The organism is Bacillus sp. HNG, from assembly GCF_003400205.1.
Lineage (GTDB): Bacteria > Bacillota > Bacilli > Bacillales > Bacillaceae_L > Ferdinandcohnia.
Window position 1 is genome coordinate 1 of record NZ_QUQV01000038.1, and the last position, 4,618, is coordinate 4,618.

The 4,618-nt window shown below is 33.5% G+C and carries 3 protein-coding genes and 1 pseudogene; 2 read left to right on the top strand and 2 right to left on the bottom strand.

Annotated features, from left to right (window positions below; all coding sequences use genetic code 11):
- Positions 1 to 98: 98 nt before the first annotated feature.
- The gene (locus DZB84_RS24455; protein WP_116354895.1) at positions 99 to 971 is read right to left on the bottom strand and encodes an ABC transporter ATP-binding protein; all 873 of its coding nucleotides are present in this window, start codon (positions 969 to 971) and stop codon (positions 99 to 101) included.
- Positions 971 to 1,351 carry a GntR family transcriptional regulator gene (locus tag DZB84_RS24460; RefSeq protein ID WP_053474821.1) on the bottom strand — a complete coding sequence of 127 codons (381 nt, stop codon included), beginning with the start codon at positions 1,349 to 1,351 and terminating at the stop codon, positions 971 to 973. Before DZB84_RS24460 ends, DZB84_RS24455 begins: the two co-directional genes overlap by 1 nt.
- A 299-nt stretch (positions 1,352 to 1,650) precedes the next feature.
- Here DZB84_RS24460 and DZB84_RS24465 point away from each other — a divergent pair, with 299 nt between their 5' ends.
- The gene (locus DZB84_RS24465; RefSeq protein ID WP_116354896.1) at positions 1,651 to 2,202 is read left to right on the top strand and encodes a recombinase family protein; all 552 of its coding nucleotides are present in this window, start codon (positions 1,651 to 1,653) and stop codon (positions 2,200 to 2,202) included.
- A gap of 36 nt (positions 2,203 to 2,238) precedes the next feature.
- Positions 2,239 to 4,506 (top strand): annotated as a pseudogene (locus tag DZB84_RS24475) (Tn3 family transposase); the annotation flags it as partial.
- Positions 4,507 to 4,618 lie beyond the last annotated feature (112 nt).

Below are 4,618 nucleotides of genomic sequence, written 5' to 3' on the forward strand. Positions count from 1 at the left end.
TCATTAGTGAGTCCTCCTTGGTTACTTAATTAAGGGTCCTTGCGCTGCAGCTTCGGACACCTCGTACTATACCAAGAGGGCTCTTTTTGTTTCAACTCTCAAATTTCTTTATTACAGGAATGCTCCTTTACATAGGCTAACATTATATTTTCAATGGAAGGCCTCTCTATTAGACAATCGTTCATTTGTTCACGTACTACGTCTAATTTGTCTGTAATTCCTTCGAAGCCAACTGCTGTTTGACGCAAACTTAAAAATAACCTTCTTGTATGTTCATTGATTAAACTATTATCTCCTTTTACCAAAGCATGCCTATCCAGTAGTTCATCTTTACTTTCGTTGAATATGATTCTGCCTTTATCAATCAATATAAGCATGTCAGCTATTTTATCTAAATCAGAAGTTATATGAGTAGAAAAGAATACACTCTTTCCATCCTCTTCCATGAAATCTAAAAGTATCTCCATTAACTCATTACGAATTAATGGGTCAAGACCACTTGTTGGCTCATCCATTATCAATAGATCAGCATGATGAGAAAGAGCTAAAGTAATGGCAAATTTCATTCGCATACCTTTTGATAAGGTTGCAATTTTTTGGTTTAATTTCAAATTAAATCGATTGATATACTTTAAAAAAACAGATTCATCCCAGTTCGTATATGCAGGAGCAATAATACTTTTCATTTCTTTCAATGTCATTTCTTCATAAAAATAGCCTTCATCTAAAACTACCCCGATACGATTCTTTACTATGTACTCATTTTTTTCTATTTCTTTACCAAAAAACTTAATACTACCTTCGTTCTTCGGATAGAGTCCAAGTATGGTTTTTATAGTTGTTGTTTTTCCGGAACCATTAATTCCGATAAAACCAGTTATACAACCTTCTTTTAATAAAAAGTCCACTTTATCTAAGCTGAAAGTATCTAACTCTTTCTTTAAGTTTTTCACATCTAAAACAGCTGTCATCACTCATCATCCTCTTCAAAAATGATATCCATCATTAAATAAAGTTCTTGTTTATTTATTCCTAGAGTTTTAGCCATCTGCCACGCCTCTGAAAGCTTTTTTTCAATCATGTGCCTTTTAGATTCCGACAGCATCTCTAAGTTGTCGGATGCTACAAATGAACCTTTTCCAACGGTTGTTACAATAAATCCTTCCTTTTCTAATTCGTCATATACTCTTTTTGTTGTAAGAACACTAACATGTAAATCATTTGCTAATGAACGAATGGACGGAAGTTTTTCACCTTCTTTTAATTCCTGACGAAGAATTCCACCTTTAATTTGATCCTTTATTTGTTGATATAACGGTTGCTCGGAACCATTTTTAATAATTATTTTCATAGGAACCCTCTTTTTTCAACTGTATATGTACTTGATATACATTATATACATAATATACAATTATTATAATTTAATTTCAATATCTAAAATAACATAATGTCTTAATTCAATTATTGTAAGGAGTTGATGAACCATAAACGACCGTTTATGGTACTTATAAATATTTTTAAAAAAACAACCTATTTCTATTAATCTATAGAACCAAAACTCATTCCCAAAATCAAAGTAACATTTTTAGTATATGATACCGTTTTAGGTGCTAATATAGGGTTATAAACTACTTTTGCAGGTGATGAATGATGATATTTGGTTATGCACGTGTAAGTACGGAGGAACAAAACTTGGATATGCAAGTTGATGCACTTACAAAGTTTGGGGTAGAAAAAATTTATAAAGAAAAATTGACCGGAACTAGAAAAGATAGACCCCAACTTGAAGAACTTCTTAAAGTCTTACGCAGTGGCGACAAAATTGTTGTATATAAACTGGATCGTATTTCACGTTCTACAAAACATCTAATTGAACTTAGTGAATTATTCAATGATCTGGGCGTAGATTTTGTCTCTATTAATGACAGTATTGATACTTCAACTGCAATGGGGAAGTTTTTCTTTCGTACAATGGCAAATATTGCAGAGTTAGAACGAGATATTATTAGCGAAAGGACAAAATCAGGGCTTCAAGCAGCAAGATCCAGAGGAAGGAAAGGTGGCAGACCATCGAAGAAAAAGGACAAAGTTGAAATGGCGATTAAAATGTATAAAAGCAAGGATTATACAATCAACCAAATTACAGAAGCAACAGGAATCAGCAAAACCTCACTGTATAGATACTTAGACAAAGTAAATTAGGCGCATACCAAAATTATTAATAAGGATTGATTTAACTTGAGTGTAAAAGAACTACTGACACCAGAACAGCGCAAGGAAATTTTAAACCTTAATAATTTATCAGAATTTGAATTTACTTCTTATTACAGTCTATCTGACTATGATATTGATGTTATAAATCGTCATAGAAGAGATCATAATCGCTTAGGGTTCGCACTCCAATTATGCATTCTTAGAAACCCCGGTTGTTCTTTAATTAATATGTGAGAAATACCCGAAAACCTTATTAAATATGTTGCTAATCAAATTAATTTAGATCCAGAGGTTTACTCTTCATATGCTCAACGTGATACAACTAGACGTGAGCATTTAGAAGAAATACGTCAAGTTTATGGATATAGAAACTTTAATAACAGTGATTATCGTACGATTTCTAATGTTCTTTTAAAATCCGCATTGGAAAATGGGAATTCGATGTATCTAGTACGCACAGCAATTGGTTTATTAAGAAAGGAAAAAATAATCCTTCCTGCCATCCCAACAATCGAAAGGATGGTTTGGTTAGCAAGAACGCGTGCAGAGAAAAGAATATATGCCATACTAACAAGTAATCTTTCCGAAAGACATAAGCGTGAACTAGAAAAGTTAATCGATTTAACGGTAAATAATAATAAAACCCAATTAGCTTGGCTTCGGGAAATTCCCGGACAGTCGTCACCAGATTCTTTTTTAAAGGTCATAAAAAGATTAAAGTACATTAAAGAAATGAATATTGCAGCCAATACGGCATTAATACACCCCAATAGACTTTTACAATTGGCACGAATTGGGGCTAGATATGAACCCCATTCTTTTAGAAGATTTAACGAAGATAAAAGATATGCATTATTGGTCGCTCACTTAATCACTCTCTCCCAAGACTTAACTGACCATGCCATTGAAATTCATGATAGACAAATGATGGTGTTACAAGCAAAAGGCAGAAAAACGCAAGAAGAGATGCAAAAACAAAATGGAAAGTCAGTAAATGAAAAAGTTGTGCATTACGCAGATATAGGAACGGCTTTAATTAAAGCCAAAGAGGAAGGGATCGATCCCTATGTGGCATTAGAGCAAGTAATGCCGTGGGAGAAAATTGTAGAATCGATTGAGGAAGCTAAATTATTATCAAGACCAATGGATTATGATTACCTTGATTTAATAAAAACTCGATATAACTATTTAAGGAAATATACTCCAAGCCTGTTGGATTCCTTAGTGTTCAAATCTACTAAATCAGCAGAGCCTTTATTGAAAGCATTAGATACCATACACGAATTAAATGATTCTGGAAAAAGGAAGATCCCTGATGGCTCACCTTTGAGTTTTGTTCCTAAACGTTGGCAAAAACATGTTTTTGATGATGAAGGTAACATTAACCGTCAATATTATGAAATGGCTGCCTTAACAGAACTCAAAAACTATATCCGTTCCGGTGATGTTTGGGTTGAAGGTAGTCGATTACATAAGGATTTTGAAGAATATTTAGTGTCAAAAGATGATTGGGGAAAAGCAAAGATTAAAGGGACTAATATAGCTGTTAATGTAAGTTTTGAACAGTATATACAGGAAAGATGTGAAACTTTAAATACGAAACTTCAATGGATTTCCAAAAATATTGATAAAGTTGAAAGTATCAACATTGAAAAACAAAAGATACATGTTGAGAGACTTCAAGCTGATACTCCTGAAGAAGCTAGAAGTTTCAGCTTATCGCTTTATAATATGCTTCCAAGAGTTAAACTTACTGATTTATTAATGGAGGTAGCTGAATGGACTGGATTTGAAGAGTCATTTGTTCACGCTTCTTCAAATCAACCGCCCAAAGGTGAGGAAAGGTCTATTGTGATGGCTTCATTAATGGCGATGGGGACAAATATTGGATTAACTAAAATGGCAGAAGCAACTCCTGATATTTCATATCGTCAGATGGCCAATGTTATGCAATGGAGATTACATGAAGATGCTATGATTCGCGCTCAAGCTACACTTGTAAATTATCAGCACCGTCTATCTTTATCTACATATTGGGGAGATGGGACAACATCATCTTCCGATGGTATGCGTGTTCCTGTTGGTGTATCATCGTTACATGCAGATTCAAATCCTCATTACGGAACTGGGAAAGGTACGACCATTTATCGTTTTACAAGTGATCAGTTTTCATCCTTTTATGCAAAAGTTATTAATACAAATGCAAGGGATGCCGTACATGTAATAGATGGATTATTACATCATGAATCTGACCTTACAATTGAAGAACATTACACTGATACGGCCGGTTATCAATACCTTTTTGTAAAAAAATTAAAATTATTATGTGTTCTTTCATTGTAGACATGTACTTAACGAAAGATTTAAAAATGACTAACGATTTAAAGTCGTTAGCCATTATCTT